The organism is Dactylosporangium sp. NPDC049525 (genome assembly GCF_040676755.1).
Classification (GTDB): domain Bacteria; phylum Actinomycetota; class Actinomycetes; order Mycobacteriales; family Micromonosporaceae; genus Dactylosporangium.
In genome coordinates, this window is record NZ_JBFAPO010000096.1 from 1 (window position 1) to 23,687 (window position 23,687).

A 23,687-nucleotide genomic window follows, 5' to 3' on the forward strand; every position below is an offset into this window, starting at 1 on the left:
CACAGACCCCATCTGATCATCTCCTTCTGCCATGCCCGGTAGACGTCGGCGAAACGCAGGACGCAGGCGCCGATGAAGTAGGTCTTGAGCGAGGCCGACACCCGGAGGCCACGGTTCCCATGCATGTCACCATCACCGCCGACGACACCGGACGACTGACCGTCCAACCGGCCGCCGACACCGCAGCGCCGGGGGACGCGCACAACGTCACCGTCGCGTTGTGCCCGCCAGGCGCCTACGACCGGCCGTCCGGCACCCTGACCCACCCCTACCGGTACGCCAACGCGACCCCCGCGATTGCTGCCGCACCGGTACATCCACCGTGCGACGCGACCGTCGCGGACCTCAACGCGCCCACCGTCCTCGTGGCCATCCACCCGCTCAGCCGACGCCTGCTCGCCGTCGGACCCTTCACCGGCCCAGACCGAGCCCGCCAGTGGTGGCACGCCGACGCCAATCAGCTCGCCAGCAACGGCGCCGCCTGCCACGTCCTCCCGCTGCCCCGCGACGACGCCGACGCCCGGACAGGAGGGCAGGCATGACCCGCACCGACCCGCGTCAACCCGAGACCCTGATCCGGGTCGCGTTCTACGGCCTCGCCCGCAACGACCCCGCCCGCGACCTCGCCGCGCAATACCAGCAGTGCCGTCACGTGGTCCCCGGCCACTACCTCGCCACCGCGTTCTTCGACACCACCGGTGCCGCAGTCCACGAGCCGCCGCCGACGCAGTTGACGATCAATGACGCGGCGGTGCCTCGCGACGGAGGTCTCGCCGACCTGCTCGACGAGGCGGGCAGCGCCGCACGCCGGTTCGACTTCGTCATCGTCGCCGACCTCGACCGGCTCGGCCGCGACACCGGACGCGTGAGCGACATCCTGCGCCACCTCGTGCACTGCGACGTCGAGCTCCTGGTCCGCCCCGACCTCAGCAACGGCAACCGCGAGGTGCCGAGGCATCCGCCGCTACAGCACCTGCGAAGCGTCGCCTACCTGCACGCGCTCGTCACCGTCTGCCAGGAAGGAGACGTTCGATGACCGCCACCCTGCCCGAGTGGCTGCGACCCGCCAGCAGCGGCCCGCTCCCGCAACGGACCATCCGGGTCGCGTTCCTCGGCCGCACCTCCACCGACGAGCAACAGGACCCCACCCTGTCCCTGCCCCGCCAGTTGACCAACAGCGAGCGCGCACTACTACCCGGGATGGTCATCGTCGCGTGGTTCTACGACGTCGAGTCCTCCCGCAAGGAACTCGCGCAACGCGGTTCCAGCACCGCATGGAGCAAGTACGACATCGGCATCCAACGCGACGGCGGCCTCAACGACCTGATCGCCGAGGCCACCGCACCGGACCGCCGTTTCGACGTCGTCATCTGCGAGTCCATCGACCGCATCGCCCGCTACACCCACCAGGGCACCAAAATCGAGCACGACCTCGAACTCGCCGGCATCCCGCTGCTGGCCGCCGACGAGCCGATCATCCTCGACGGACAGACCAACGGCCGCAAACGCAAACGCGCCAGCCAGGTCCTGCTCCGCCGCACCAAACAAGGCGTCGCCGAGTGGTACATCATCGAAATGCTGGAGAAGTCCTGGGACGGGTTCGAGACCCACACCGGACAGGGCTGGAACGTCGGCAAACCGCCATACGGCTACGTCGCCGAGAAACACAAACACCCCGTGCCCGCCAAACGGGCACAGGGCAAGCACAAGACCAAACTGGAGATCGAACCGGTCCGCGGCCTCGCCGTCATGCAGATCTACGCGTGGCGCATCGACGAGAAACTGTCCTACCGGGCCATCGCCGAACGGCTCAACACCGACCTCGACCGGTACCCGCCGCCGCAGCCGGTAGACCCCGAACGCGCGGTCGGCCGATGGACCGGCTCCGCCGTCCGGGAGATCCTGTTCAACCCGAAGTACACCGGGCACATGGTCTGGAACCGGCGGTCCACCAAGGACAAACTCCACCCCGGAAAGAACAACCCCCGCGAGGAGTGGATCGTCTCGGCTGAACCCACCCACCCGGCGATCGTGCCGATCGACGCCTACGTCGCCGCGCAGAGCATCGCCGCGTCCCGCCAGCGATCCCGCGCCGACGCGCAGCCCGCCACACCCAACCGGCACCGCCAGACCCGGCGCGTCTACGCCCTACGGTCCTACGTGTGGTGCGGCCCGTGCCAGCGGCGGATGTTCGGCCGGACCGTCGCGCCGTACACCTACTACTCCTGCCAGCCACGGGAACGGGAAATCCCGGAAGGGCACCCCGGCACCGTCTCAGTCACCGAGGAGACGCTGCTCGGATTCACCACCCAATTCTTCAATATCTACCTCCTCGGCCCCGACCGCCTACAGCTCGCCGTGCGCAGCGTTGACGTCGCAGCCCAACACGCCGCCGACGAACACCGCCGCAAGATCGCCTCACTACGGCACGCCCTGACCGACATCACCCACCGCCGGACCCGGCTCCTCCGCGTCCTCGAGGAAGCCGACGACCCCGACGGCAGCATGTTCAACGACATCCGCGAACGACGCGCCCAACTCGACCAGGACCTCAGCATCAAGACCGCCGAGCTGGCCCACTACGAAGCCACCATGCCTGCTGGCACCGCTGACAACATCGAACTCCTCACCGACCTCCCCGAAATGGAGATCGACCTCGGACTCCTACCAACCGACCGCCTGAGGCCCTTCCTCGACGCGTTCGCCGTACAGATCACCCACGACGTCCTAACCAACCGAGTCCGCTTCCAAGCCACCATCACCGACCGCGACGCGGCCAACCTGTCCCGGCTGACACGGACCATCATCCCCCACCAGCGCCGCCCAACGGACGCCGTGACCGCCACACACGACGCTGCCCCCGCCGACGACGGCGGGGGCAGCGTTGATTTGCAGATCTGTGACATGCCCCGCCGGGGGCACCATCCGCAAGACAGCGGTTTACCAGTCAAACGAAGCCCTGGACCAGCGATTACGCTGCCCAGGGCTTCGCTGTTATATACGGCTGTAGACGGCTCTGAGCGGCCCTGATCGGTCATCCGTGCCCAGTGCGTGCCGAAGTCGGACTTCGCTCGAGCACTCGACCCTGCCGCACATGCAGCGGATCAACACGCGCTCAGCTGCTCACCCACAAGGCCATACTGAGATACGGTTTGTGGTCGCGACATCGTCCTAGCCCTGTACACCTCAGCAGCCCTGTCGACGCCCAGAGCAGGCCCTCATGACAGACTGGTCCAAGATCGATATCCGCGAGTTCATGGAAGTGGTGCTCGAGGAGGAGCATCCACGCGTGTTGGTCGGCCGGCTAATTCTGGAGCGGTTGCCATATGCGTTTGACTCGAAGGCCCAATACCTGCGATGGAGAGACGCTCTCGCCGACGGGTTTCAAGTCGATGCGCGCGATATTGTCATCGTTGGCAGTGCAGCAACCGGCCGAAGTATTAACTCGCGTAAGAAATTCGGCACATTTCATGGGAAATCCGCCAGACCCGATTAATGGTCGGCTTTGGCAATTCTGCTTCGTTTCGCTCCCCTGTGAACAGGCGGCCGTTCGGTGCAGTACCGAACTCCCTCATGTGCCAGTGGAGCAGTGCCGTCAATTCGGGTGGCGATGGGACAGTCCGCACTTCGCCGCGCGCCCGCTGCTTGAGCTGACGACTGTCGCGGTTCTCGCCGTTGTCGGTCCAGTCTTTGCCCGCGTGTGGCTCGGCCCTTTCCAGTGTGATCTCTCCCCATCCTTGATCTGGCAGGTCAAGATGCCTCAGCTTTAGAGCGACGGCTTCATCCTGGCGCAGTGCCATTGCTGCGCGCCCCCATCTGCTGATGGTCGACGAGCCCACGGCGCAGCTGGACCCGAAAAGTGCAGAATCCGTCGTCGGAGCTCTGTCGGTTCTTGCGGAGGCCGGAGTAATTGTCGTGATTGCCACGCATGACCCGAGAGTTCGTTCGGCTTGCTCGCAGGTTACCGATCTTGGAATGTCATGAAGCCCTCGCGCACATCGGGGGAGGTGGCCGCCGAGCTACACCCGGCGACGGATCCATCGCCGGACCACGGCACCGGTCAGTGCTAGCAGGAACAGGAAGATGACGGCCCGCCAGGTGTCGCCGGTGGTGTTCTGGCCGGTGTAGGACAACATGCCGATGAAAAACCAGGCCACGTCCGCCACCAGGGTGAACAGCAGGAACTTCGTGTCGGTGCCGAGCCCACGCCTAGCCGCGGTCTGTCCGTGGTTGACGTTGATGGTGCCGCTCTGCGTGGTGTAGGCATCACGGCCTGCGGTGATGTTCTGTATGTTGCCGGGGCCGTTCTCCGTGCTCATGGTGACTCCTTATCTCGACGTCTCGACGCGCCGCTGTCCGTCAGAGGACCTCTGACGGACAGCGCTCGATTCGACGGAGGCGGCGACCATGCACGTGAACCGACCGGGGTGGATGACCGGCCGCGCTCTAGAGTCGCGTGATGCCCGCCGGCAGACCATTGTCGCTGGCCGTGATGCATACACGACGCAGGGCGGCACCATCAACGTCACCCAAGGACAGACCCCAGCCGGCGCCGATGCGACCGAGCCCGTGGATGGGCGCGTGCGGGTGCTGATGCTGGCCGCCAACCCGGCGAGCACAACACGGCTGGCGATCGATGAGGAGGCCCGGGAGATCACCGAGAAGATCCGGCTGACGCAGGACCGGGACGCGTTCGATCTCATCACGCGCCTGGCGGTGCGGCCAGCGGACCTTCTGCAGTACCTCAACCAACACAACCCGCACATCGTGCACTTCAGCGGACACGGGGATCCGGCCGGCGAGATCATGCTGGCCGGCGTCGACGGCGGTGATCAGCCGGTCGGTCCGGCAGCACTGGCCGAGCTCTTCCGGATCATGAAGAACAAGATCCGGATCGTCGTGCTCAACGCGTGCTACTCCGCTGTCCAGGCGCGGGCGATCGGGCAGCACATCGACTACATCGTCGGCATGCGGGCGCGGGTCGGCGACCAGGCGGCCATCATTTTCGCTGCGGCCTTCTACTCCGCGCTCGGCTTCCGCCGGACCGTGCCGCAGGCCTTCGAGCAGGCGACGACGGCCCTGATGCTGCACGGGCTGGCCGACCACGACGTGCCCGAGCTGGTCGTGCGCCCCGGCGCGGATCTGACCTTCCGGATTAGCACCACGGGTTGACCTTGGAAGATCGTGGTAGCTCGACTTCGGTAAGCGCCTGGATGAGCCGGCAGGGAAGAGGAAATGGAAGAACTCCGCGTCGAGCGCTGCATCCACTTCACCTGGGTATCTTCTCGGGGGTTGCGGACGACGTTTATGCGCCATTTTCAGCTGGCCGGATCAACTGTTCGGCCGACTCGATGTCGCCGTAGCCCGCTGCAACGTCGGGCCGGTCGAGCCAACAAAATTGATCGCACAGCGCAGCCTTTCCGCCAGCCACGGGTGATATTCAGCGCAGCGCGCTCGACCGGTTGCAGTTTGCATTTCCGTACACCTGTTTAGGCATGCTGGCACCGTCGCACACCATCTGATCAGCTGGCCGCACTACGGACCGACACCCGCCCACCCCCGGCCGGGCACGACTCTCGAATGGATAAAAGGTGCCCCGTTTGTTATCGACCAGGGAAAATCGCCGCATCGGGCGAAGTGGCGGCCACCGGGCTGCTATCACAATAACGCTGCTCAGCGCATTTCCCCGTCGTTTGCTTTACGCTGCGGCCCTCACGACTGTCATCATGACCGCGGGCTGCAGCGGATCCCCGGAACCCCACCCCCCGGTCGGGGCCAATGCCAGCACCAACGCCGCTGAACCAGCCGCCCGCCCGTCGCAGCAAACGCCAACGCCGCCGCCGTCAGTTGCGGCTCCCGCGCAAGGCGACACGCTGGCCAGCTTGTCTGGACCCGGTCGGGTGAACGTCATCGCCAACGTACAGGGGCGCGGGTTCGACATCGTCGACAGCCTGATTGAGATGCAAGACCCGGACAACGACCTGTCGACATTGCAGGCGTATGACGTGGACGGTTCGCCGCTGGCCAAACTGCCGGAGGGCTCATACACAGGCGAGTGCGGCGCAGCGGATGTCGTCACCAATGGCCGTCGGCTACTCATCACCGAGTTCATAGTGACAGTGCCTGCCGCCGGCATCAATCAAGCGACCGACTCGCTGCAACTCACTGCGTGGGACGCAAAGACTGGCGCACGGGCGTGGTCGGTCACCCCGGTGCCGTCGTCCACGGACCGTCTTGCCTGCCAAGCGTACGACGGAAACCTCGCAAACGTGTCCATCACACAAGACGGCAACTGGGCTGTCCTGCTGAGATCCACCACAAGCGTGGCAATCGATCTACGTGATGGGCACCTGTACCCACGCGCCGACCTACTCGGCACTCTCGGCAACTACGTGGTCGTCGGGACTGACCATACCTATTATGCCGGTCACCCAAACACGGCAACCATGACGATTCCAGGCGACTGGAAGACGCTCGGCACATTTAAAACTGGCAATGCCGACGCGGGTACTGTCTCTATCGGTGGTACGGGCCAATTGGCTGTGACCGGGCTGGCCTACGATGACGCCACCGGCGCGGGTCACAGTACGGTGTCGACACCGGACGGCAATGAGATCATCAGTGTCGTCGGGAACGGCCCAAGCGGCATTCCCCTTGTCATCAACGCGTATGAACTGCCATCCGCTCATCTGCTGTGGAGCATCAAAACTCCGACGTATTACACCGATGCGATCCTGGCCGTAAACGCCTCCATCGCCCTCATAGAACGAACCGGTAACGACCATGGCGACGTTGAATACATGGCTCTGAACGTGAAGACGGGCAAGGTTGCTTGGTCTCAGAAAATCGTCGGTGCTGTTGTCTGCGCCCTTACCTCCAGTCAAATCCTGATGAACGCCAACAACCAGTTAGCGACTCTGGACGCGACCAACGGCAAGCAACTGTCCTACAAGAACGGCTCCGACTGCCCCCACGTGGTGGGCACCGGCCTCACAGGTGTTGGCCACGACGGCAAACAGGTTCTGCAAATTTTGAACCCCTGACCGCTCCCGATCGACGTGATTTGTCGGCTTACAGACCTTGAAAAGATCAGGGTCGATGCGGCGTGTCGGGTGACATCCGTCGAGTGATCGGTTAGGCCGGATGGTTGAGGTATCCCGATGGTGGCGGTTTAACCGCCACGGGCCGATCGAAGCGTGAGGCCGGTCCGTCTGCAGGCAGCAACGTTTGTTGGACGAGGGTGTGCCGGTCGCTGAGATCGCCGCCAGGCCGCGGGTGTCGGCCGGGTCGGTCTATCGGTGGCGCCGCCGCTGGTCCGCCGGAGGTCGCGAAGCCCTGGCGTCGAAGGGAACCAGCGGATCGACGTGCCGGCTTGACGAAGCACAGCTACAGCAGTTGGCCGCCGCGCTCGACGAAGGCCCCACGGCGCACGGGTTCGGCCCGGACCAGCGCTGGCCCCTGGCCCGGATCACCGAACTGATCGAGCGGCTGTTCCACGTGACATACACGCTGCGCGGGACGTCGTATCTGTTGCAGCGACTGGGTTTCGCCCCGCAGATACCCGCCCAGCGGGCCACCGAACGGGACCCCGACGCGATCGCCGCGTGGCGGTCGAGGCGATGGCTGTCGGTAAGAGGCTAACGGCGGCGCGGCATCGCCGAGTTCGCAGACCTCGTCATACACGTCATCGGTATGCCCAACCCAGGAACCAAGCAGCGTCGCATCCATAGCCAGGAACACGTCACCGCTGGTATTGAGCCGATAAACATGCACCACACCGTCCCCCTCCTCAATCCACCATCACATGACACACCCGACGCAACCATCGAGCCGCAACACGATCTCGTCCCACATGCGCCGAACCTACGCGCCCTTCCGGCGACGTCTGGGCCAAGATCGGGCGCACTGATCTGCCGCGGGCCGGGCGCGTTGCGGCTCGCCGCGATCGCCGCGCTGCGCACACCGTCCGGCGACATGAAACTGCGGTGCGCATCAGGTCTTCGTTCCGTCGAGGCCGCGCTCACCGAGTACGAGCAGGCGATGTTCCCCCGCAGCGCCGCCGCCGCGGCCGATGGTGCCGCCTTCAACAGCATGCTGCTTGGCCACAATGCGGCACAGAACCTGATCGACGTCTTCACCGGAGCGCAACAGCCGTCCTAAAACGGGCACGGCCGGGTGAGCGATGATGAGGGCGTGCGGATCACGACGCTCGGTCCCCTGGCGGTGGACGGCCGCCCGGTGCGAGGCGACCGGCTGGGTGCGGTGATCCGTGAGCTCCTCGACGCTCGGGGACGTGCGGTCTCCACCGGCGCACTGGTCGACGCGGTCTGGCAGGGCGCGCCCCCCGATGACGCCGTGGGCGCGGTGCAGGCGCTGGTCGGCCGGGTGCGCCGGCTCGGTGTGCCGGTGCTCGCCGCGCCCGGTGGGTACCGGATCCCGGCCGACGAGGTGCAGATCGACGCCGTCACCGTCCGCGTGCTGGTCGACCGCGGCCGGCAGGCGATGGTCAAGGGCGACGCCAGAAGCGCGCGGAACTGTGCCGACGAGGCGCGGGCGCTGTTCCCGGAGGTCCCGGACCTGGCCGAGACAGGCAGCGCCCGGCTCTTCAGTGACGTGGTAACCCTGCGCACGGAAGCCACCCTGAAGACGGACGCCGGCGGCCAGGTCGACGAGGTGGATCTGCGCCGGCTGGTGACCCGGGTCCCGCCCGACGAGCCGGCCGCCGCGCTGCTCGTGCGGGTGCTCGCGGCGCAGGGCCGCGACGCCGAGGCCCTCGAGCTGGTCGAGCAGGTGCGTGTCGAGCTTGCCGATCGGTACGGCGCCGACCCGTCGCCGGTGCTCGCCGAGGCGCATCTCGCCCTGTTGCGCGGGCAGCTGGTGGCCGCACGCCCCATGAGCACCGGCAATCTTCCCGCTGCCTGGCGCCGGGCGGCCACCCCGCTGGTGGGTCGCGACACGGATCTTGCCGCTGTCGGCAAGGCGCTGCTCGAGGCGCCGTTGGTGACCGTCGTCGCGACCGGCGGGGCAGGCAAGACCCGGCTGGCCGCCGAGATCGCCCGCTCCGTCAGCGGCTCCCGGCCGGTCCGCGTCGTCGAGCTGGCCGGCCTGCGCGCCCCGGGCGAGGTCCTGCCCGCCGTGCTCGCCGTCCTGACCAACACAAACACCGGCACGAAGACCGGCACGAGCACCGGCGCGAGCCCCGGCACGAGCACCAGCGCGAGCACCCGCGCGAGCACCGGCACGAGCACCGCCGGCCCAGTGCCGGACCGCCGCGGGCTCAGCCCCGAGGAACGGCTTCAGGCCATCGGTACCGACCTCGACGGGCTCCTCGTCCTCGACAACTGTGAACACGTCCTCGACGCCGCCGCGACCGTCGTGGCGGACCTGCTGGCCGTGGCGTCGCCGGAGGTCAGTGTGCTGGCCACCAGCCGGGCGCCGTTGGGGCTGGTCGGAGAGGTCGTGCACCGGCTGCCCGCGCTGCCCGACGACGAGGCGCTCGCCCTGCTCGACGCCCGCGTACGGGCCGGCGGGTCGACGCCGGCCTGGCGGCGGGACCGGGCGCTGGCGCTCTGTCACCGGCTCGACAACCTGCCGCTGGCCCTCGAGCTGGCCGCCGCCAGGCTGCGGCACATGCCGCTCGACGACGTCCTCGCCGGGCTCGGCGACCGGTTCGCGCTGCTCGACGACGCGCTGCGCGGGCTGCCCGAACGGCACGCCAGCCTGTGGGCGATGGTGGACTGGAGCCGCGAGTTGCTCGAGCCCGCCGAACAGGACCTGCTGGAGCGGCTGGCCGTCATCCCGGCCCCGTTCACCACGGATCTTGCCATTGCCGCAGCCGGTGGGGTACGGCGAAGCCTGGCCATCCTGGTCGAGCAGTCACTGCTGCGGCTGGAGGAAGGCGACGGCGTCCCGCGGTACCGGATGCTGGAGACGGTCCGCGAATACGGCGAAGCCAGGCTCGACGCGGCCGGCGGGCGGGCGGCCGCCATGGCAGGGCTGGTCGGATGGGCCGTGCGGCAGGCGGTGACGCTGGGCGCCGAGTTCATCGGGCCGGGCCAGCTCGAGGCGTTGCGGGGCTGCGCGGCCGACCACGACAACCTGGTCGCCGCCCTGCACTGGGCGCAGGACCACGACGACGAACCGGCCGTGGTCGACGTCGCCGCCGCCCTGTTCCAGTTGTGGACGGTGCGCGGCCAGCACGTCGAGGCCAGCGCCTGGGCCTGCACGCTGCTGCACGTGGACGACCCCGCCGCGCGGCGCCGGTCGGCGATCCTGCGCGGCCGGGCCAGTGGCCGTCCCCTGCCGCACGCCGACCGGCTCGCGTGGCTGTGCATGCTGATCGGCGTCAATGCGGGGAACACCGGCCCGATGCGGCTCAACGCGCTGGCCCGCCGCGCCCTGCGCACCCTGTTCGCGCAGCGGCCCGGCGACGTGTCGGCCCGGGTCACCGCGCTGGCGGCGGCGCTGCCCGGGCTGGAGCAGGCGGACCCCGACAAGAGCCTGGCCGACGCCGCGACCCTCATCGCACACCCTGACCCGTACGTCCAGGGCATGGGCCATCTCATCCGGGCCGTCCTGATCGAGAACGCCGGCGACCGGCGAGACGCGAGCGGCGACGCCGAGCTGGCCTACCGCCGGTTCGAGGTGGCCGGCGACCACTGGGGGATGGGGATGGCCGCCCAGGCCGCCGTGCACCTGACCAACGCTCCCCCCGACCCGCGCACCGACGAGTGGCTGCGCCGCAGCGAACGGCACCTGGAGCTGGTCGGCGCGGCCCAGGACGCCCGTTCGACCCGGGTGCTGCTCGACACGCAGCTGGCCCTTGCCGGCGACGTCGAGGCGGAGCGCCGGGTACTGGAGTTCGCCGGCTCGGACGAGCCCGACGAGATGGTCGCCTGCCAGGCCAATCTCGGTCTGGCCCAGCTCGCCTGGCGACGCGGCCGGCACGACGAGGCGCTGGCCCATGCCGACGCGCTGTTGCGGGCGATCGCGGACGGCGGCCCTCCCGGCGCGGCGCAGCCGCGGACCGTGTTCCGGGTCGCGGCCGCCGTCATCCACCTGTGGATCGCCGAGGCCCGGCCGGCGGCCAGGACGGCCGCCCGCGCCGACGCGCGGGCCACCGACGCGCTGCGGCAGTCCCGCTCCGACGTGCTTGCCGCCCACGACCGCCCGCTGCTCGGGGCGTGGGCGATGGGCGGCGCCGAGCTGGCCGCCTTCCGGGGCGACGCCGCGACCGCGCGCGAGCTGTGGGTGATGGGGACGCGAATCGGCGCGAACGTCAGCCGGTTCCTCCCGCAGGGACGCGGCGAACGGCTCGCGGCAGTCCTGGGTGACCGGGAGCACCGCGAGCCGTTGCTCGCCGAAGCCGCCGGGCTGACGGGGGCCGTCGTCTACGGCCGCATCAGCGCGCTGATGGACGATCTACTCGCTTGAGGCGTGGACTTCGCCGCTCTTGACCGGGCGGCTGAGCGTTTGCTTCAGTGTCGTATGGGCTTCACTGCGCGGCCGTTCAACCGAATGAGCGTCCCGACATCGGAGCAGGTTTACCGATATGTCATGCGCATTGACGGTCGCGAAAGAAGTCTTACCGATCGGTTCAGCTGGAGCATTCTGCTCATTACCGATTTCTCGCCGGCGAGCCGCGAATTCCTGCTCAGACACTGCGTCGATCTCTGCGCACGCACGGCCGACCGGGTCCGTTTCGTGTTCTTCTCAGGGCTGTCCGATGACGACTACCTGGGGCCCGGGACCCGCCGGGTCAGCGAGGGGCAACACTACCTGACCACGGTGCTCAGACGCCTGGGCCGCCGCGACGACGGCCGCCGGGTGAACTTCGAGGACGACTACTGGGCGGCGCTGCGGCCGCAGGCATTGGACCCGCTCTCATCAATTGCCGACATCGAACGCACGCTGGATTATGAGGTCCGGAAGGAAACGGTGATGCCCGGCGCGCACGAGGCACTTCGTTTCGCGCAGCGCCTCGGCATCGGCCGGCACGTGCCGTGCATCCTCGTGTTCACCGACGTCGGTGACCTGAATGTCGGGGGTGCTCTCCTTCGAAGGTCGCACGGTCGATGAGGTCTACCGCCACGTCCGATCATGGATCGACGACTACTACGAAGAGAACCGAGACATTCTCGCCTATTGGAGTTCGGTCGAGGCGAGAATTGAGCGGCACGCGAGCACTGCGCAGCGTTCGCTGACCGAGATCAATGCGTGGCTGCGCGAGCTGCCGCAGGCCTGGCACCGGCTCCGGGACCTGGCGCGCCTGGTCGACAACCTCCGCCGGGACCGGGCGGGGGCGGTCGACGAGCTGTCGAGGATGGCGGCCTGGGATTCGGACGTCGACGGCCCGCTCCGCACCGAGCTGCGGCGGTTCGAGGCGTACTTCAAGGGGCTCGACGGGCGCCGCGCCGCCGCCGGGGAGCTGGCGGCTCGCGCCGCAGCCATCGCCGCGGAGTCCGACATCGACGCGCTGAGCCGGCACATCAAGCAGCTGACCGTGTCACCACCGCCGTCGGTGGGCCCCGCGGTGCGGTCGCTCGCGAGCGCGGCCTGGAGGACCTACCGCGAGCTCAGGCGAGGGAAGGGACCGGAGCATGAGCTGCTGGCATGGTGGCAGAGTTCGGCGCTGCCGCTGTTCGGACGCAAGCAGTTCTTCCGCTGGCGGCCCACCTGGCGCCGCCTCGCCGAGCTGGCCTGGCCGCCCGGCGCCGGTGACGTCAAGGACCGGCTCGGCGAGGAGCTCGCGGCGTTTCTCGCCGCGCTCGGCGCGCTCCCGCTGACCGGTGACCCGGCGGACGGCGCCGAGCGGGTGCTGGCGGAGCTCGCCGCGTACTGCGGCATGGCGACGTCCACCGACTGGCGGTCGGCGACGGCGACCGTCCAGGACGACGTCGCGAAGTCACTGTCCCGGCTGCAGGACACGGCGCCGTCCTGGCTCATCGCCCGGCAGGATCCGCTGCTGCTCGGCGAGTGCGTGCCCTTCGGCCGGTGGCCGGACGCGGCGCACCTGCAGGAGGTCGTCGCGTCGCTGCCGCGGCTGGGCGCGCTCATCGAAGTGGAGCAGGCCCGCCGCGGCGACGGCGAGCAGGAAGCAGCTCAGCAGGCGGCCCAGATCCTCGCGTACGGCCACCGGATCGCCGAAGCGATCAACCAGGACGCGCAGCGCCTGGCCCACGCCGACAGCGACCGCCACTCGGCGGTGACGGCCCTCGGCATGTACCTCGAAGGCGTGCGGGCCGACCGGCTGCAGGCCCTCGTCGACAGGCAACCACCGCTGCGCTCGAAAGCCGCCCAGGCGACCGCGGTGGAGGAGCTCACCAAACTCGGTGCGGTGTTGAACGAATACCAGGACGCGATCGCGCGCATCTCGTATCCGCATCGGCGCGACCCACAGGTGCGGGCCGTTCAGGTACAGGCGAGCCTGACCGACGCCGCCGGCACCTGGCGTCCGCCGGCACGCCCCGCGCTCGACGTGCTGCGCAATGAGATCTCCTCCGCGGTCCAGGCGAAGGCCGAGACCGACGCGACCTGGCCCGTGCTCGTCGCCACCGCGAAGGCACAGACGCCGGACGGCGCGCTCCTGACCGGTCTCACCAAGGCCGTCAAACCGAAGCGCCTCCGCGAACTGCTCACCGACAGCGGCGGCGGGACCCCCACCCCGAGCGCCGTCGCGGTGCTCCCGCGCATGTCACCGGCCGAGCAGGTCAAGCTGCTCGCGGCCCTGGACGAGGGCCCGCTCGACGCCGCCGCCGACCCTGCCGCGGCGATCCTGGTCCGCCTGGGCCTCGGGTCCGAGCCGGCCCGCGAGACCGAACTGCACGCCGAGCAGCTCCGCGACAAGATCAGCCGGAGCGCGTTCGACATCTTCCTGGCGCACAACTCGACGGACCAGCCGGAGGCCCTGGAAATCGCCGACGGCCTGCGCCGGCAAGGGATCTACCCGTGGATCGACGTGGACCAGATCCGCCCGGGCGAGTGGTTCTACGACGCGATCCAGTCCGCCGTCCGCACGGTCCGCTCGGCCGGCATCGTGATCGGCCCGGCGGGCGTGGGCCGCTGGCAGCAACTGGAGATCCGCACGTTCGTGGACCGGTGCGTCACGCACCGGGTACCGGTAATCCCGATCCTGCTCCCGGGCGTGGCCGAGGTGCCGGAGGAGCTCGTGTTCCTCCGCGAGCTGCATCATGTCCGGTTCCGCAGCACCGACGACACGGAGGCGCTGCAGAAGCTGGTCTGGGGCGTCACCGGCCAACGCCCGGACGCCCCGCACTGACCGACGCAGCGCGCCGCCACCAGATCGCTGATGTGCGTGGCGGTCAGGGCAGGGTGAGGTAGAGCGCCCGCATCGAACGGATGGCGGAGCGCAGTTCCTGCAGCACCTCGAAGGTGCGAGCCGACGCGGTGGAGCAGCCGACGGTGTCTACGGTGCAGCCGAATCCCAGGCCAAGCACCCTCACTGCGTCGCAGTGCTGGAACGGTACGAACATGTCGGTCGTCACCAGCAGCAGCCGCGTACCTCCCGGGTTGGGGGCGACCAGTTGTGCCCAGCCGGTGAACGTGTCCGCCGTGGTCGCGCGAAAACCCGGACGGGTGGAGGGGGCGGCAAGCACGTGCACCGGCGGTAGGGCATCCGAATAGCTGCGCACCCACCAGTCCGGCCCGGCCCGACTGGTCCATGGACCATCCAGGTGGAGCGTGGCGCGCAGCACCTCGTGGATCGCGTCCGCCTCCGTCGGGCAGGGGCGCAGGCCGAGACTCCGGGTGATCTCCTCCCCTTGTCCTCTGAGGGCCCGCATGGTGCCCAGGCCCGCCACCGTGGAGGTCAGGACGCCGGATCGGATGACGTCGGAGGCCAGGGACGCCCGGGCCATCATTGTGCGTACGCCACCGCCGAGGACCAGGACGTGGTCATATGCCGCGGAGGACGGCGTCTGCCGCCCGGCCAGGCCGAGCGCCGTGGTCGTCGCGCGGATCAGGGCGTCGAGCGCGGGCGGGACGATCTCATGCTCAAGCTGATCCCGCTCGGTGCCCTTGCGGTAGTCCCACCGCTCGGCGTACTGGTCGATCGCGGCGAGTCTGTCGGCCGGTGACGCCTTCGGAAGGGGCGGGAGACCGAAGGCGTCCAGCAGGGCGGTCATGGCCGGGGAGGTGAGCCACCTGACCATGCCGTCGACCAGGGCGGCGCGGTCACCCCCGGGACCCATGGTGGGCAGTGGCACGGCGGCGAACGATTCGGCCATCAGTGGTCCCACCTCCGCCGCAGCCCCGGCTCCCCCGACATCGCTGACGGACGGACCCGTCGGTCAGCGCTCACGTACGCGGATCCATGGCGGTAGATTTTGCGGGTGGACAGGACGGCGGCGCTGATGGAGCAGGCGCCCGTGCCCGCCGCCGGTCTGAGTGTCTTCGATCGCTCCGGGATGCTGTTCCGGCACGTGCGCGGGATCGCCGACCTCATCACCGGGCGTGCCGTGACGGCCGACGATTGGTGGGATCTGGCCAGCCTGACCAAGGTGCTGGTCACCCTGCCGCGGGTGCTGTCGCTGTGCGACGCGGGGCGGCTCGACCTCGACCGTCCCCTGGGCGAGCAGTGGGACCGGGCCGCCGGTTCGCCCGTGGGGGCCGCCAGCGTCCGCCAGTTGCTGGCGCACAACGGCGGGGTCCGGCCGATCGTGGAGTTCTTCCGGTTCGCACAGGGCCGCGACGCGATCGTCGATGCCGCGCTCGCGACCCCGCTGGACCGTCCGCCCGGTGGCGCGGCCGCCTACAGCGATCTGGGATACCTGCTCCTCGGCGAGCTGGTCCGCGAGCTCGAGGTTCCCATACCGTCACCGGGTCTGCGGTACGCACCGCTGCCCGGCCCCGCGGTCGCCACCGAACAGTGCCGCTGGCGGGGGCGGCTGATCAGTGGTGAGGTCCACGACGAGAACGCCTGGGCGATGGGCGGGCAGTCCGGCCACGCCGGCGCCTTCGGCACGCTCGATCTCGTGACCGCCGCGGCCCGGGCCTGGCTGGCGGACGAGGTGGTCAGCCCCGCCCTGCACGAGCAGGCACGGCAGCAATGGGCGGGCAACAGCCACGGCGAACGCTTCGGCCTCGGCTGGTGGCTCAACCCGACGCGGGACGTGGCCGGTCCGTCGGCCGGGCCACACAGCTACGGGGCGACCGGCTTCGTCGGCAACCGCGTGTGGTTCGAACCGGACCGCGGCTACGGCGTGGTCCTGCTCAGCAACCGGGTCCATCCTGTCCGGGACGGCGACCTGGGCCCGTTCCGGGCCTGGACCCACCGCCTGTTCGCGGCCATCGCCGACGAGACCCGCCAACACTGATCAGGCCGCATACGTGGCGAGCGCCTCGCGGAGCTGGGCGCGGTGCGTCACGCAGTCGACGCCCGCGCTCTGGACGGCGGCGAGCGCGACGCAGAGGTTGGCCTCGTTGTGCCGCCCGATGAGCTTGAACAGTGAGCGCGGGAACAGCGGCTCGGCGTCGAGGTACACCCGGCGAAGGCCGTCGGGGTGATCGGCGACGTGGAAGGAGCCGGGTTGGTTGGCCGCGACCAGCGGCAGGTCGGCGTCCGGTGTGCGCAGTTCGGCCGCCAGCCGGGCGTCCTGCCCGTTGTAGACGACGACCTCGGGGTGGTGCATCGCCACGTTGAGCTTGTCGCGGTAGTAGCGGCGCTCGCTGCCGGCCCAGTCGAGGTGCTCCGGGAAGAGCGAGGTCAGCGCGACGACCCGGGGCGAGTCGGTCAGGTCGGCGCACTGGTAGACGCTCAGCTCCAGCACGTACAGCTCGGCCGGCGGCAGTGCGAGCGCGGCGATGCCGATGTTGCCGCCGAGCGTGTTCGGCACGCCGACCGTCTGGAGCAGGTGATGGATCAGGGTCGTGGTGGTGCTCTTGCCCTTGCTTCCGGTCACACCGATGGTCCGCGACGCGTTGCCGGCCATCCAGAGCGCGGTGCCGCCGGTGACGAGACCGCCGCGGGCCCGGTGCTCCATGATCCACGGATGCGTCTGGCCGATGATCGGCGAACGCACGATCACGTCGACGGAGGCCAGTTCCCGGTGCGCGTCTTCCCCGCTGTGCAGCGGGGCGAGCTGTGCGAGGTCACCGGACCAGTCCGTGGCGAGGAATGTCGCCTTGTCCTGAACCGCGATCATGGCGGCGGGTGCGTACGGCGCGATCGCTGTCACGGCGGTGATGGCCTCGCGTCCGGTCCCCCACACGGCGACCCGCTTGCCACGCAGATCCTGCAGGCGCATGAACCCCTCCTCAACGGAGCGCTGAGCGCCGGCGGGCCGCCCCCGGATCAAGGAGATCGAGGGCGGCCCGGTGTCACGGTGTCACGGTGTCACGGTGTCACGGTGTCACGGTGCGGTCAGGGCAGGAGCTTCCACGGGCCCCACGGGTCGCCGGGGGGCTGGTTGCGGGTCCACCACTTGGCCTCGTACTTCTTGCCCTGGTACAGAACGACGGCGCCGGTGGTGAAGACGCGCGACGCGGTCCAGATCGCGGTGCCGTCAGGTGCCGTGGCGATCTGCTCCCACGGGCCGTACGGGTCGCCCGGCGTCTGGTTCTGCGTCCACCACAGCGCCCGCCAGGTGGAACCCTGGTAGGTGACCTTGTCGCCGTTGTTGTAGACCTTCGAGGCGCTCCACGCCGGGAAGGCCGGCGTCACCGGCGGGTTCAGCCCGACGACGACCGGGTCGTGGTCGGAGGCGGTGAACGGGTCGCTGCCGTTGAACAGCAGCGTGGCGTTGTAGTTGTACCGGCTGTACGAGTAGGCGATCGCCTCCTGGGCGTTGATCTGCCACACGTCCGCACCGGTGACCAGCGCGCGGGCGGCCGGGTTGGCCAGCACGTGGTCGAGGGAGCCCTGCAGGCCGTTGAACGAGTACGTCGACTCGGACGGGTCGAACGCGGCGCCGAGGTCGGTGTAGCCGGCGTCGTACAGGACCTGCAGCGGGTCCTCGTGGGTGTAGGAGTTGAGGTCGCCGACGATGAAGATCCGGTCGGTGCCGAGAGACGCGGCGACAGCGGCGGCGAAGGCGGTGGTGTCCTGCGCCTCGCGGACCCGGGTGGCGTTGAACGAACCCTGGTTCACGGCCGGTGAAGACGTGTCCTCGGCGTCGCCGGGGTACAGCGGGGTGCCGCTGCCCTTCGACTTCCAGTGGTTCGTGACGACCAGGAACGCGTCGCTGTCCAGGGCGCCGACCTTCTTGAAGCCCTGCGCGAGGGGCTCGCGGGCGATCGAGAACGGCTGGCCGGGGCCCGAGGACGTGGTGAGGATCGTCGAGGGGCCGACGAGCGCGACGTCCGCGGGCTTGTAGATGAACGCGCTGCGGATCACGTCCTCGTCGGCGATCGCCGGGAGGACGGCCGGGGAAGGCACGTACGCCCAGACCGGAGCGCCGGCCGCCGCGTTGAGCGCGTCGACGAGGGTGGCGAGCGCGGTGTCGCGGGGCTGGCCGAACTTCGCCGAGTTCTCGACCTCTTCCAGCGACACGATGCTGGCGCCGAGCCGGTTGATGCCGGTCACGATCTTCGCCGTCTGCCGCTGGAGGCTGGCGTCGTCGGCGGCGCCACGGGGGCCGGCGCTGTCGCCGGGACCGCTGCACCGGTTGACGGCGATGTGGTTGCCGGCCCGGTCGTTGTAGTACGTGCAGGTGCCGAGGCCCTGCTCGACGTACTTCTGTCCGGTCATCGGGAAGTAGTTCTGGACGTTGAACGTGGCCAGGCGGACCGTGCCACCGACGTTGGCGGGCTGCTGGTTGCCGGTGCGGGTGTCGCTGAAGGTCGCGACCGCGGCACCGTTGTCGGTGACCTGCCGGGTCGGCTGGAAGTTCCACAGCGAGAACCGGTACTCGAGGATCACCGGCTGGTGGAAGGAGACCTTCGAGCCGATGCTGACGGCGTTCGTCGCCGAGAACCACGGCAGCGGCGTGCCGGTGTTCGCGGCGGCGCTGTAGTTGACGCTCGCACCGTCGTCCAGGGTCACCATCCGGGCCGCGGTGTCGGCCACCGCCGCGAGGGCCGCGGCGCTGCCGGGCCGGCCGGCGTCGGTGGGCTGGCGCAGCGGCGTGTCACCGGCGGCGAGGGTGAAGGAGCCGTACCAGTTCGCGTCGTAGTTGTCCGCGACGGTGAACGTGCCCTGCGGCGTGACGAGCTCGCCCTCGTGGGCCTCCTTCTGCGCGTCCGTCGTCAGCGAGGACCACGGGATCGAGCCGGGCACCACGGCCGGCAGCGGGCTGGTGAGCTTCGTGACTGCCGGGGCGCTGAGCTCGGTCGTGCCCTGGAACTCGACCACGTTGCCGGTGACCCGGACGCTGTCACCGACGGCGACCTGACCGGCGGCGACCGAGCCGAAGACGAAGATCGCGTCGGAGGCACCGGGGGTGTCGTCATCCGCCTCGGTACCGCCGGCGCCGCCCGTCTCCAGGAAGAAGCCGTTGAATCCGCCCGTGGCGTACACGGCGGTCACGACACCCTCGGTCGTCACGCTCTGGCCGACCAGCGGGGACGTGTCGGTGTTCGTACCCTGGATCTCGGCGATCGGCACGACCGTGGTCGCCGACGTGACCGTGAAGGTGAACGTCGCCGAGCCGCTCGCGCCGCCCGACTCGGTCGCGGTGACCGTCACCGACGACGTGCCGCTCGCGGTCGGCGTGCCGGAGACAACGCCGTCCGTCGAGATCGCCAGGCCGGCGGGCAGTCCGCTCGCCGTCCAGGTGTACGGCGCGGCGCCGCCCGACGCGGCGAGGGTCAGCGGCGCGATCGCCGTGCCCGTCGTCGCGTTCTGGGTGCCCGGGTTCGTCACCGTGACCGTGGTGGTGCCACCGTCGGACGCGGCGTTCTGCGGCACCGGGGTGGCGGTGTGGAAGTCGGTGCCGTTGACGTCGGTGTCCGCGCCGGCCGCGTCGCGCTGGTAGCTCAGCACCAGCGAGTTGCCGGTGGCGGCGGTGCCCTCGGGGGCGTTGCTGGTACCCCAGCCGATCCGGTCGATGACGGAGGCGTCGGTGGGCAGCACGCCGGTGGCGCTGGCCGCGATGTAGAGCGTCCCGCCACCGGCGCCGGGGTTGACGCTGTTGCCGGTGCTCAGGTCCGGCGTGGGCAGCGGCGCGCCGGGGTTGGTGCTCGCGTTGTTGCCCGGCAGCATGATCAGGAAGTGTCCGTGCGCGGCGACGGTCCCGGTCAGCGTGAACACCTGCGAACCGCTCGGCACGACGGTGCTGGTCGGCGCGCGGTACTGCAGCGTGTCACCGCTCAGGTCGACGGCGCTGCCCGTCGGGTTGTACAGCTCGACGAACTTGTTGAAATAGCTGGCCCCGGACGAGCCACCGTTGACGTAGACCTCGCTGATGACCAGGCCCGTGCCGGCCGGGTTGGCGGCCGCCGGGTCGGCGAATAATGGCCAGGCCAGCCCGGCTGTGGACAGGGATATGGCAACAATTGCGCGTTGGATGAGCGCACGGGACATTGACCCGGACCTCCAGGTAATCGTGATTCGGCCCCGTCAGTGCGGAGGCCGACCTAAAGACGCTAGGCGCTCGGAGGCCACGCTGTCGCCGGACAAGAGCTGAACGGCGGGTTTCGACGAGGGTCTACCCGCGGCCGGTCACGGGTTACGGAGCCGGTCGATGAACGAACGGGGTGCGTTGCGTTGCTTCACCATGGCCGCTGCCGGTTTGGTGATTAGCCCGCGGGTGCGCAGCTCAGCCCAGATCCAGGGCGGGCACAGGCCGCGGTAGCTGCGGAACTCCTCCAGCGGCACCCGGGCCGGCTGCAGCTCCAGCCAGCTCTCCTTGCTCAGCACGCCCCGGCAGCGTTCCAGGGGCAGCGGCAGATAGGCGTCGAAACGGGACTTGTCCTGGCTGGTGATCTTCAGTACGTCCGCACCCTCGCCGTCGGCGCTCAGCACCAGCACCGGGCGGTCCTTGCCCTCTTTCTCTCCCTCTCCCTCGCCTTCGCCCTCGTCGTCGTCGAAGACCACGAACGCGTTCCACACCTCGTGCGCGGCCGGAACGCGGACCGCCTTGTCGCGGGTGCGGGTGGGGGCCTTGAACAGCGACAGGTCCGGCCGGGCCCGGCGGATCACCGCAACAGCCAGCACTGCACCCGCCAGGACCAGCAGCGGCACGGCCAGCAGCATGATCCCGAGGGTCGTGGTGGAGGCGGTGCGGGGGTTCCCCACGACCGGGACGTGGTTGACGACGGCCCAGGCGCCGACCACGCCGACCGCGGCGAGGATCACACCGGCGCGCACGTACAGGTGCACGACGCCCTCGATGGCCACGAACTGCCAGACGGCGATGCAGACGACCAGCGCGCCGAGGGTGACCGCACCGCCGGTCCAGAAGTCGAAGACCCGGAAGCCGAGCGCGAACGCGACACACTTCGCGAGGACGCACCCGACGAGCAGGATGCCGGCGCGCATGAAGATCTGGCCGATCGTGTTCTCGCCGACCGTACGGAACCGGCGGCCGAGGACCAGGGCAACGACCGGCGCCGCGACCAGCCCGGGCCAGATCGCGTCCGCGCGGCTGTGCCCGAGCAGCACGTCGGCGGGCAGCCCGATGACCGCCGCCCCACCGAACCAGGCGGCGATCACGATCGGCAGCAGGACCAGGCCAAGCGGCGTGAAGAGGAGCGTCCGGTCGTCCCACGCGATCACGCACACGAGCGCGAAGCCGATCGCCGCGGCGATGAACAGCAACGCCCCGTTGCCGTTGAGCAGTCCGGCCGCGACAGTCATGCACGTCCCTTTCGACACGGTCCGCAACAGCCTGCCACAGCCGGCCCGGTCCGGCGATAGAGTCGGAGGTCAGGAGCCCGAGGAGGCCGACACTGATGTCGAGCATCAATGAGTACCTGACCTCAGAGGTCGTCGTGGACTACTCCGACGGCCTGATCAACCGGCGGGAGGCGCTGCGGCGGCTGTCCATGCTCGGGGTCGGCGTCGCGGTGGCCGGCCCGATGCTCGCCGCCTGCGAGTCACCGTCCGGCTCACCCGCGCCCGCCACCCCGTCCGCGCCTGCGTCTGCTGCGGGGTCGGCGCCGGCCGGCCCTCCCCCGCTGCCGGCGCAGGCGATCACGTTCCCCGGCCCGCAGGGGACGCTGCAGGGCGCCTGGGCGGCCGCCGCCGACCCGCGCGGCACGGTCCTCGTCATCCACGAGAACCGGGGCCTCACCGACCACATCCGCTCCGTCGCCGGCCGGCTCGCCGCCAGCGGCTACTCCGCCCTCGCCATCGACCTGCTGTCGGAGGAGGGCGGCACCGCCAAGTTCACCGACCCGGCCCAGGCCACCGCCGCCCTGGGCGCGGTGCCACCGGCCCGCTTCGTCGCCGACATGAAGGCCGGCATCGACGAGCTGCTCCGCCGCGCACCGGCGAAATCCCCCGCGGCCATGGGCTTCTGCTTCGGCGGCGGCATGGTCTGGCAGCTCCTCGCCGCCGGCGAGCCACGCCTGCGCGCGGCCGTGCCGTTCTACGGCCCGCTGCCCGACAACGCCGACCTGGCCGGCTCGAAGAACGCCGCGGTCCTCGCCATCTACGCCGAGCTCGACACCCGCGTCAACGCCAGCCGCGACGCCGCCAAGGCCGCGCTGGAGAAGGCCGGCCTGAAGCACGAGATCGTCACGTACCCGGGCGCCAACCACGCGTTCTTCAACGACACCGGCGCCCGCTACGACGCAGCCGCCGCGACCCAGGCGTACCAGCGCCTCACCGACTGGTTCGCCACCAACCTCAGCTGACGACCTCGTCAGTCGAGAGGGAAGGCGACGTCGCAGACCTCGTCGGACGGGGCGGCGGCGCCGAAGTCGGCGAAGTACACCTCGCGCGGTGCCGGGCTCACCGGGAGGCCCTGCGAGGACACCCATTGGGCGACGGCGTCGAAGGCGGACAGGATCTGCGGGTAGGCGACCTGGGCCTTGATGATCCGGGTGTACGCCTCGCGGTGGGCGGGCTCGACGCGGATCGCAGCGTCGGCGGAGCCGGTCGGGTTGATCGGGAGGCAGATCTCGACGGGGCCGTCGCTGTCCTCGTTGACCTCGCCGTGGTAGATGATGAAGCAGGGGCCGACGACGCCGTCGCCGTGGCCGGAAGCGGCCTTCAGCAGGCGGCCGACCGCCTCGTCGCTCCAGGTCTGCAGGTCCTGGACCTTCACGTGCCGCTGTTCGGTCAGCACGGTTTGTTCCGGCACGTCGCGGACCTTCACGTCATACATGGTGAATCCCTCCGGGTCGTCCAGCAGCCGGCGGCGCAGGTGGGTGACGAGCTCACGGCGCACGGCCGTGGCGTGTTCCTGGGTGGACCAGTAGTCGCCGATGAGGTCGGCCCGGGTCTGGGCGTCCCCGGCGGCGACGATCGCGGCGACGGTGGTCAGGGGCATGGCGAGGCGGCGCAGCCGGGCGATCAGCCTGGCCGTCTCCAGCTGCTCCTCGCGGTACCAGCGGTAGCCGTTGTGCTCGTCGACCGCCGCTGGCAGCAGGAGGCCCTGCCGTTCGTACAGCCGCAGCGCCTTCGGTGACAGCCATGACCGTCGTGCGAACACCCCGATGGTCACCAGGTCCTCGTCCACCTGTGCTCCTTCCGGGTCGGGCCGGTCGGCCCGACGGGTTCCACGTTCAGCCTTCCCCAAAGGTCAAGGTCAAGCGTCAAGCCCCGGGCCGGGGAAAGTCGCGTG

Annotated in this window: 19 protein-coding genes; 13 read left to right on the forward strand and 6 right to left on the reverse strand. The window is 69.6% G+C overall.

Going from position 1 to position 23,687, the window contains the following annotated elements; all coding sequences use genetic code 11:
* Positions 1-119 precede the first annotated feature (119 nt).
* From AB0K00_RS54710 to AB0K00_RS54725, 4 genes are all read left to right on the forward strand, one after another.
* A complete protein-coding gene (locus AB0K00_RS54710) occupies positions 120-542 on the forward strand; it encodes a hypothetical protein (protein WP_363539088.1) in 423 nt (140 codons plus the stop codon).
* Positions 539-1,036 carry a hypothetical protein gene (locus tag AB0K00_RS54715; RefSeq protein ID WP_363539090.1) on the forward strand — a complete coding sequence of 166 codons (498 nt, stop codon included), beginning with the start codon at positions 539-541 and terminating at the stop codon, positions 1,034-1,036. Before AB0K00_RS54710 ends, AB0K00_RS54715 begins: the two co-directional genes overlap by 4 nt.
* Positions 1,033-3,030 carry a recombinase family protein gene (locus AB0K00_RS54720; protein ID WP_363539092.1) on the forward strand — a complete coding sequence of 666 codons (1,998 nt, stop codon included), beginning with the start codon at positions 1,033-1,035 and terminating at the stop codon, positions 3,028-3,030. The genes AB0K00_RS54715 and AB0K00_RS54720 overlap by 4 nt, the downstream gene beginning before the upstream one ends.
* A gap of 190 nt (positions 3,031-3,220) precedes the next feature.
* The gene (locus tag AB0K00_RS54725) at positions 3,221-3,496 is read left to right on the forward strand and encodes a hypothetical protein (protein WP_363539094.1); all 276 of its coding nucleotides are present in this window, start codon (positions 3,221-3,223) and stop codon (positions 3,494-3,496) included.
* 523 nt (positions 3,497-4,019) lie between these two features.
* On the opposite strand, the gene AB0K00_RS54730 is transcribed toward AB0K00_RS54725, so the two are convergent.
* Positions 4,020-4,319 (reverse strand): hypothetical protein, encoded by a 300-nt coding sequence (locus tag AB0K00_RS54730; RefSeq protein WP_363539096.1) that lies wholly within the window; start codon positions 4,317-4,319, stop codon positions 4,020-4,022.
* Positions 4,320-4,407: 88 nt separating this feature from the next.
* Between AB0K00_RS54730 and AB0K00_RS54735 the strand changes: the two genes are divergently transcribed.
* The 7 genes from AB0K00_RS54735 (at position 4,408) to AB0K00_RS54765 (ending at position 14,278) form a co-directional block, all read left to right on the forward strand.
* On the forward strand, positions 4,408-5,172 hold the full coding sequence (locus AB0K00_RS54735; protein WP_363539098.1) for a CHAT domain-containing protein: 765 nt from the start codon (positions 4,408-4,410) through the stop codon (positions 5,170-5,172).
* Positions 5,173-5,900: 728 nt separating this feature from the next.
* Entirely contained in the window at positions 5,901-7,043 is a 1,143-nt protein-coding gene (locus AB0K00_RS54740) for a PQQ-binding-like beta-propeller repeat protein (protein WP_363539100.1), read from the forward strand.
* Positions 7,044-7,230: 187 nt separating this feature from the next.
* Positions 7,231-7,641 carry a winged helix-turn-helix domain-containing protein gene (locus AB0K00_RS54745; RefSeq protein WP_363539102.1) on the forward strand — a complete coding sequence of 137 codons (411 nt, stop codon included), beginning with the start codon at positions 7,231-7,233 and terminating at the stop codon, positions 7,639-7,641.
* Positions 7,642-7,692: 51 nt separating this feature from the next.
* Positions 7,693-8,160, forward strand: coding sequence for a hypothetical protein (locus tag AB0K00_RS54750; protein ID WP_363539104.1), 468 nt, complete (start codon positions 7,693-7,695; stop codon positions 8,158-8,160).
* Positions 8,161-8,193: 33 nt separating this feature from the next.
* Positions 8,194-11,433 (forward strand): BTAD domain-containing putative transcriptional regulator, encoded by a 3,240-nt coding sequence (locus AB0K00_RS54755; RefSeq protein ID WP_363539106.1) that lies wholly within the window; start codon positions 8,194-8,196, stop codon positions 11,431-11,433.
* Between the two features lie 123 nt (positions 11,434-11,556).
* A complete protein-coding gene (locus tag AB0K00_RS54760; RefSeq protein WP_363539108.1) occupies positions 11,557-12,078 on the forward strand; it encodes a hypothetical protein in 522 nt (173 codons plus the stop codon).
* On the forward strand, positions 12,038-14,278 hold the full coding sequence (locus tag AB0K00_RS54765) for a toll/interleukin-1 receptor domain-containing protein (protein WP_363539110.1): 2,241 nt from the start codon (positions 12,038-12,040) through the stop codon (positions 14,276-14,278). The genes AB0K00_RS54760 and AB0K00_RS54765 overlap by 41 nt, the downstream gene beginning before the upstream one ends.
* Positions 14,279-14,321: 43 nt before the next feature.
* Here AB0K00_RS54765 and AB0K00_RS54770 read toward each other — a convergent pair whose 3' ends face one another.
* Positions 14,322-15,245, reverse strand: coding sequence for a hypothetical protein (locus AB0K00_RS54770; RefSeq protein ID WP_363539112.1), 924 nt, complete (start codon positions 15,243-15,245; stop codon positions 14,322-14,324).
* A gap of 105 nt (positions 15,246-15,350) precedes the next feature.
* Between AB0K00_RS54770 and AB0K00_RS54775 the strand changes: the two genes are divergently transcribed.
* Positions 15,351-16,334, forward strand: a complete 984-nt coding sequence (locus AB0K00_RS54775; RefSeq protein ID WP_363539114.1) for a serine hydrolase domain-containing protein — start codon at positions 15,351-15,353, stop codon at positions 16,332-16,334.
* Here AB0K00_RS54775 and AB0K00_RS54780 read toward each other — a convergent pair whose 3' ends face one another.
* From AB0K00_RS54780 to AB0K00_RS54790, 3 genes are all read right to left on the reverse strand, one after another.
* Positions 16,335-17,264 carry a Mur ligase family protein gene (locus tag AB0K00_RS54780; protein WP_363539116.1) on the reverse strand — a complete coding sequence of 310 codons (930 nt, stop codon included), beginning with the start codon at positions 17,262-17,264 and terminating at the stop codon, positions 16,335-16,337. It abuts the gene before it with no gap.
* 116 nt (positions 17,265-17,380) lie between these two features.
* Positions 17,381-20,479 carry an ExeM/NucH family extracellular endonuclease gene (locus tag AB0K00_RS54785; RefSeq protein WP_363539118.1) on the reverse strand — a complete coding sequence of 1,033 codons (3,099 nt, stop codon included), beginning with the start codon at positions 20,477-20,479 and terminating at the stop codon, positions 17,381-17,383.
* Positions 20,480-20,617: 138 nt separating this feature from the next.
* A complete protein-coding gene (locus AB0K00_RS54790; RefSeq protein ID WP_363539120.1) occupies positions 20,618-21,754 on the reverse strand; it encodes a hypothetical protein in 1,137 nt (378 codons plus the stop codon).
* Positions 21,755-21,849: 95 nt separating this feature from the next.
* Here AB0K00_RS54790 and AB0K00_RS54795 point away from each other — a divergent pair, with 95 nt between their 5' ends.
* On the forward strand, positions 21,850-22,755 hold the full coding sequence (locus AB0K00_RS54795) for a dienelactone hydrolase family protein (RefSeq protein WP_363539122.1): 906 nt from the start codon (positions 21,850-21,852) through the stop codon (positions 22,753-22,755).
* An 8-nt stretch (positions 22,756-22,763) separates the two neighbouring features.
* Here the strand turns inward: AB0K00_RS54795 and AB0K00_RS54800 are convergent, their stop codons facing one another.
* A complete protein-coding gene (locus AB0K00_RS54800) occupies positions 22,764-23,582 on the reverse strand; it encodes a MerR family transcriptional regulator (protein ID WP_363539124.1) in 819 nt (272 codons plus the stop codon).
* Positions 23,583-23,687: the final 105 nt, after the last annotated feature.

Excerpts from the sequence above, each read along its gene's own strand:
- AB0K00_RS54710 (WP_363539088.1), top strand. The coding sequence starts at position 120 with ATGCATGTCACCATCACCGCCGACGACACCGGACGACTGACCGTCCAA.
- AB0K00_RS54715 (WP_363539090.1), top strand. The coding sequence starts at position 539 with ATGACCCGCACCGACCCGCGTCAACCCGAGACCCTGATCCGGGTCGCG.
- AB0K00_RS54720 (WP_363539092.1), top strand. The coding sequence starts at position 1,033 with ATGACCGCCACCCTGCCCGAGTGGCTGCGACCCGCCAGCAGCGGCCCG.
- AB0K00_RS54725 (WP_363539094.1), top strand. The coding sequence starts at position 3,221 with ATGACAGACTGGTCCAAGATCGATATCCGCGAGTTCATGGAAGTGGTG.
- AB0K00_RS54730 (WP_363539096.1), bottom strand. The coding sequence starts at position 4,319 with ATGAGCACGGAGAACGGCCCCGGCAACATACAGAACATCACCGCAGGC.
- AB0K00_RS54735 (WP_363539098.1), top strand. The coding sequence starts at position 4,408 with ATGCACGTGAACCGACCGGGGTGGATGACCGGCCGCGCTCTAGAGTCG.
- AB0K00_RS54750 (WP_363539104.1), top strand. The coding sequence starts at position 7,693 with ATGCCCAACCCAGGAACCAAGCAGCGTCGCATCCATAGCCAGGAACAC.
- AB0K00_RS54760 (WP_363539108.1), top strand. The coding sequence starts at position 11,557 with ATGCGCATTGACGGTCGCGAAAGAAGTCTTACCGATCGGTTCAGCTGG.
- AB0K00_RS54765 (WP_363539110.1), top strand. The coding sequence starts at position 12,038 with ATGTCGGGGGTGCTCTCCTTCGAAGGTCGCACGGTCGATGAGGTCTAC.
- AB0K00_RS54770 (WP_363539112.1), bottom strand. The coding sequence starts at position 15,245 with ATGGCCGAATCGTTCGCCGCCGTGCCACTGCCCACCATGGGTCCCGGG.
- AB0K00_RS54780 (WP_363539116.1), bottom strand. The coding sequence starts at position 17,264 with ATGCGCCTGCAGGATCTGCGTGGCAAGCGGGTCGCCGTGTGGGGGACC.
- AB0K00_RS54785 (WP_363539118.1), bottom strand. The coding sequence starts at position 20,479 with ATGTCCCGTGCGCTCATCCAACGCGCAATTGTTGCCATATCCCTGTCC.
- AB0K00_RS54790 (WP_363539120.1), bottom strand. The coding sequence starts at position 21,754 with ATGACTGTCGCGGCCGGACTGCTCAACGGCAACGGGGCGTTGCTGTTC.
- AB0K00_RS54795 (WP_363539122.1), top strand. The coding sequence starts at position 21,850 with ATGTCGAGCATCAATGAGTACCTGACCTCAGAGGTCGTCGTGGACTAC.